This is a genomic window from Rhodococcus sp. R1101, from assembly GCF_000278445.1.
GTDB lineage: Bacteria > Actinomycetota > Actinomycetes > Mycobacteriales > Mycobacteriaceae > Rhodococcus > Rhodococcus gordoniae.
Window position 1 is genome coordinate 1 of sequence record NZ_AJVB01000252.1, and the last position, 5,613, is coordinate 5,613.

Annotated in this window: 3 protein-coding genes and 1 pseudogene; 2 read left to right on the forward strand and 2 right to left on the reverse strand. The window is 64.5% G+C overall.

The window, feature by feature from the left end; all coding sequences use genetic code 11:
* Together R1101_RS26955 and R1101_RS26960 are read left to right on the forward strand one after the other, a co-directional pair.
* Window positions 1-221, forward strand: a pseudogene (locus R1101_RS26955) (hydantoinase B/oxoprolinase family protein); the annotation flags it as partial.
* A 331-nt stretch (window positions 222-552) separates the two neighbouring features.
* Window positions 553-2,046: an amino acid permease gene (locus R1101_RS26960; RefSeq protein WP_016934245.1), complete on the forward strand. Its 1,494-nt coding sequence runs from the start codon at window positions 553-555 to the stop codon at window positions 2,044-2,046.
* Window positions 2,047-2,179: 133 nt separating this feature from the next.
* Here R1101_RS26960 and R1101_RS0115180 read toward each other — a convergent pair whose 3' ends face one another.
* Both R1101_RS0115180 and R1101_RS26965 read right to left on the reverse strand, forming a co-directional pair.
* On the reverse strand, window positions 2,180-4,522 hold the full coding sequence (locus R1101_RS0115180; RefSeq protein WP_026003313.1) for an arylsulfatase: 2,343 nt from the start codon (window positions 4,520-4,522) through the stop codon (window positions 2,180-2,182).
* Between the two features lie 56 nt (window positions 4,523-4,578).
* Window positions 4,579-5,613, reverse strand: a 1,035-nt coding sequence (locus R1101_RS26965; protein WP_016934247.1) for an MFS transporter, incomplete at its 5' end; no start/stop codon positions are given.

Below are 5,613 nucleotides of genomic sequence, written 5' to 3' on the forward strand. Positions count from 1 at the left end.
CCGAACGAACCCGCGCGGCGATCCGCCGGTCGCGCGAGGGTTGGCTGGACGAAGAACCCGAGTCCGTCGCCGCACGCTACCGCAGCGGTGAGTTGTCCATGCTCGACCTCGTACGGCGTTACGGCGTGATCGTCGACTGGGGAACCGGTGAGCTGCTGCCCACCACCACCACACAGTTCCGCGACCTGCTCCGAACTCGTTCTGTCGCGCACTGGTCCTGACGAGGACGGGGCGGACCGGTGATCCGGCCCGCCCCGTCCCGAGTCCGGACAGGCGCAGATCCGGCGATGTCTCCGGACGAGGCGTGGTGCATCGGGCGAGCAATCGCCCCTGCGGCCAGTCGACATCGACCGGTTGTACAGCATGGACATGTCGCAGATCACATCGTGTTCGTAGTGTTCTCCCAATCGAACGTGAGCGCTGCCGGCACGCCGGAACCGGTAAACCCGATTGCGCCGTACACCAGGTTTCGAAGGGAGTGCCGTGCACACCGATTCATCGGCCGATAGGTCGGATACCCTCGGTCACGCTTTGAAGAGACGTCATCTCACCATGTTGTCGATGGGCGGGGTGATCGGGGCGGGATTCTTCGTCGGCATCAGCGCCATCATCGGCCAAGCGGGCCCCGGGGCCATCCTCACCTGCCTGATCTGTGGACTCATCGTCTTCCTGGTCATGCGGATGCTCGGTGAAATGGCCGTCGCCAAGCCGTGCACCGGGTCGTTCACCGAATACGCCCGCGACGCCATGGGCAATTGGGCGGGCTTCGCAACGGGCTGGCTGTTCTGGTACTTCTGGGTGGTCGTTGTCGGAATCGAGGCGGTGGTCGGAGCCACCTTGCTCGGTCGCTGGTTCCCCGGCGTTCCGTTGTGGTTGATGGCGGCCGGCCTACTGTTGCTGATGACCGTGGTGAACCTGTTGTCGGTGGGCAACTTCGGTGAGGCGGAGTACTGGTTCGCCGGGATCAAGGTCGCGGTCATCATCGCGTTTCTCGTCCTGGCCGGCCTCTACGTGTCGGGTGTCTGGCCGGGAGCCGATCTGTCCTTCGAGAATCTGACTGCCCACGGCGGTTTCCTGCCGAACGGTTTCACTCCTGTCCTCGTCGGTGTCGTCGCCGTCATCTTCTCGATGACGGGAGCAGAGCTGGTGACGATCGCCGCAGCCGAATCGAAGGAACCTGCCGCGGCGATCCGCCGCGCTACCAGCACGGTGGTGTTCCGGATCCTGGCGTTCTTCGTCGGCGCCACATTCTTGCTCGTCACCATGCTGCCGTGGGACAGCTACGTCGTCGGAGAATCCCCGTTCGTCTCCGCCCTCGATGTACTGGGTGTCCCCGGCGCACCCGAAATACTCAACTTCGTCGTTCTCGTCGCCGTGCTCTCCTGCTTGAACTCCGGGCTCTACACGGCCTCGCGAATGTTGTTCGTACTCGGCGCCCACGGTGACGCTCCTGCCTGGATGACATCCGTCAATTCCCGCGGCGTGCCACTGAAGGGGGTGCTGTCGTGCACCTTCATCGGCTATATATGTATCGCTGCTGCCTACCTGTGGCCCGAGACGATCTTCCTGTATCTGGTCACCTCGTCGGGGGCGATCTGCCTGTTCGTCTACATCCTGATCTGCCTGTCCGAGCTGGTATTACGCCGCCGGTGGGAACGCACGTCTCCGGAGATCCTGCAGTTCCGGGTGTGGCTCTACCCCGTCCTGCCCATCGTGGTCACCGTCGCCATCGCTGCGATCCTCGTGGGAATGTGGTTTACCGGTGCCCGTCCGGAACTGGTGCAGTCGCTGATCGCGTTCGCCGTGATCATCGCTGCATACCATCTCAAGACCAGGTACCGGCGTCGACGGGATTCTGCACGAGATCCCTCACCCGGAGAAGCCTCCTGGGCCCGCGCGATGCATGTCGCCCCGACGCTCCGAGACCCACGAACACACCCCATCAGGGACCGATTCGAAGCCGACTCCGGAGAAGAATCTCCCGGTCCTGATCATGAATCCTCGGAGTGCGAGCTCGACATGCCGCCGAAGAACATCGTGAAGTGACTCGCCGGCAACCCATTTCCGAAACAGATCGGTCATCCCGCACAGGCACACTCGAACCATCGGGGCAGCGCGGCCCGGGAAGTCCCTCGACGGACTTCCCGGGCCGCGTTCGACAGCGATCATCGACCTCCGGTCAGTGGGTTGCCAGCGCTACCCGCCGCTGCTCGTCCACCGGGACTCCCCCACCCGAACCGAAGTCGATCCGGACGTGATGCACAGTGCCGGAGAATGCGAAACGGTCTCGGCGAGCGATCTCCTCGGCCACCGGGCTACCGCGATCGATACCGATATCGAGCTGCTCGTTCATCGAGAAAATCGCCCGCGCAGTGCGTTCGACGCGCCCATCGGCAACGGCGACACCGTCGACCAGCAGTGTCACTCGGCCACCCTTACCGATGCCTCCACCGTCGTACTCGAAGTGCACCGACACCTCGCGCACGTCTTCCGAGAGTGCCGGTCCTCGAACAAAAGTGTGCTCGTTTCCGTTGAAGTTGTAGCAGAACACCGGCCGCGACTCGAGCACATAGAACCCGAATCCGCCGAAACGCCCCCCGATACCGACCAGCATTCCTTCGCACGATGGTCCCCGGGTGTCGATCCGGGCGGTCAGCGAGAAAGAACGGTTGAAGAACGAGGGTGCAGCCTTCTCGACCAGTCCCTGCATGTGCGGATACAGCGTCACGGTGCGGCGGCCCGCGAACGGGTGCGGCGGCCGGGAGCTCGGATCCGATCCTCGGCCGACGGTGCGGTCGTCGAGCGGAAGCACCCGATATCGGGCGGCTTCGGTGAGAAACAGCTGTTTCAAGCGCTCGAGGACGTCCGGATGTTCGTCCGCCAGATCGCGGGCCTGGGACCAATCGGTGGTGGTGTCGTACAACTCCCAGCGGTCCTCGTCGAGGCCGGGCAGTTCGAGACCGTAGGTCGCCATGTGCCAGGGCGCGCGGTGTGCCGTCACCGCCGTCCACCCTTCGTGATAGATACCTCGGTTACCGAAGATCTCGAAGTACTGGGTGACGTGACGTTCCTCGGCCGCCGGGTCGTCGAACGTGTAGTTCATCGCGACACCTTCCATGGGCATCTGGGCGACACCGTCGACCGTGTGCGGCGCCGGAACGCCCGCCGCCTCGAGGATGGTCGGGGTGATGTCGACGCAATGGTGCCATTGATGGCGCAGGCCACCTGTGGCGGCAATGCCGGCAGGCCAATGCACGATCAGCCCGTTACGGGTGCCGCCGTAATGTGAAGCGACCTGCTTGGCCCACTGATAGGGAGTGTCGAGTGCAAGAGCCCACGAAGCCGGGTAATGCGGGTAGCTGGTGGGTGTGCCGAGTTCGTCGAACCGGTCGAGCACGTCCCGCGTAGTGCTCCGGTAGCCGTTCAATTCCGCCAGATAGTTGAACGATCCTTCCAGGCCTCCTTCCGCGGAGGCTCCGTTGTCGCCGAGCATGTACAGGATGAGCGTGTTGTCCAGCGCCCCGGTCTCCTGCAGTTGGTCGACGAGGCGGCCGACCTGATCATCGGTGTGTTCGAGGAAGGCCGCGTACAGTTCCATCAAGCGCGCCGACGCCTTCTTCGCGTCGTCGTCCAGCGAGTCCCAGTGGGGAAGTCCCGGGGCCCACGGCGCGAGGACGGTGTCCTCGGGCACGACACCCAGGCGCTTCTGACGTTCCAGGGTGATCTCACGTTGCCGGTCCCAGCCGTGATCGAACTCGTGCCGGTACTTGTCGAGATATTCGTCCGGTACCTGCAGCGGTGCATGACAGGCACCGAACGGCAGATAACAGAACCAGGGCTTGTTCTCGTCGACGGCGTTCACACCCTCGATCCAGGCCAGAGCGCGATCCACCAGATCTTCGGAGAGGTGGTAACCCTCTTCCGGTGTTCTCGGCGGTGCGACCACCGTGAAGTCCTCGTACAACACCGGGTTGAACTGATCCGATTCGGCACCGAGGAATCCGTAGAACTTGTCGAATCCCTCACGGCAAGGCCATCTGTCGAACGGTCCGGCCGGGGTCATCTCCCAGGTCGGAGTCTGGTGCATCTTGCCGAACGCTCCCGTGGTGTACCCGTTTCCCTGGAGGATGCGTGCCACGGTGGCAGCCGAGGCGGGACGTGTTCCGTTGTATCCGGGTGCCGCGCCCGCCATCTCGGAGATGACGCCCATTCCGACCGAGTGGTGGTTACGCCCGGTCAGTGTCGCGGCGCGGGTCGGCGAGCACAACGCGGTGGTGTGGAATCGGGTGTACTTCAAGCCGTCTTCGGCGAGCCGTTCGGCGGTCGGCGTGCGGCAGGGGCCACCGAACGCGGACGCTGCGCCGAATCCGACGTCGTCGATCATCACGAGAAGCACGTTCGGTGCGCCTGCGGGAGGACGGACGGGTTCGTCCCGGCGGAACGGGCGGGTCTGACTGCGGTAGTCGACGGCGGCCGAAGGCTGAGGGCTCGCAGTCACGATCGGCAAGGCATGGCGATCCATCGAGATACTCCTGACTGGACGTGGCGGATGCGGGACAGAGAGGGCGTCGACGGGGATCAGACGTGTTCGCGGGGGGCCGTCGATGTCGCGGGTGCGGGCGTGGCAAGTCCACCCTGAGCAGGTGCACGTCCGTGTTTCATCACCAGCGCGATCACGATGCCCACCGCGCCGACCACTGCAGCAGCACCGAATCCCTGCACGAAAGCCGAGTCGGCATAGAGCACGGCCTTACCGCCGGGGCGTGCACCGGCGACATGGTTCGCCATGATCACACCGGTGACGGTCACGGCGACCGCCGATGTCAGCTGCATACCCACTCCGGCGATCGTGGTGCCCACCCCGCTCTGCTCGGCCGGCAACGAGTCCTGAACCAGGTTCGCGTTGGAGGAGTGCAGGAAACCGACCGCGAATCCGGCTGCCGCGCTGATGGTGATCGCTTCGGCCAGACTCTGGGGAAGACGGGATCCGAGGAACATCACGAGGATGAACAGAGCGGCAGCGACGATCAGCACCTGTCGCGGGCCGAACTTCTTCGCGCAGAACCCGCCGAGGGGCCCGGCGACCATCGCGCCGATGCCCAGCGCACAGGTCCACAGTGCGTAGGCCGTGGCACTCAGCCCCGCCCCGTACGAGATGCCCGGGACACCACCCGGCGTCTGCAACAGGATCGGCATCATGAACGCGTGTGCATTCATCATGTAGCCGACACACGCCACGGCGAGAACGGTGGGACCGAACCGGCGCCCGAACAGGATGGCGAAATCGATGAGGGGATGCTCGGTGGTGCGCTGTCGTACGACGAACAGTGCCAACATCACCGAACCGATCGTCAGTAGCGCCAATGTCCGGCCGGTCGACCATCCCCACGCCGAACCCTTGGTGATGCCGAGCAGCAGCACACCGACACCCGGACCGAGAAGCAGGGTTCCGAGATAGTCGACGGGCCGGTCGGCGCGCACGGGGCTCTCCGGAACCACCAGGGCGTACAACGGGATCAACGCGGCCACGTAGACGGCGAGGAACCAGAACACCGATCGGAATCCGAAACCGTCGATCAGCCACCCCGCGATGAACGGTCCGGCCACCGCCGA

Excerpts from the sequence above, each read along its gene's own strand:
- R1101_RS26960 (WP_016934245.1), top strand. The coding sequence starts at position 553 with ATGTTGTCGATGGGCGGGGTGATCGGGGCGGGATTCTTCGTCGGCATC.
- R1101_RS0115180 (WP_026003313.1), bottom strand. The coding sequence starts at position 4,522 with ATGGATCGCCATGCCTTGCCGATCGTGACTGCGAGCCCTCAGCCTTCG.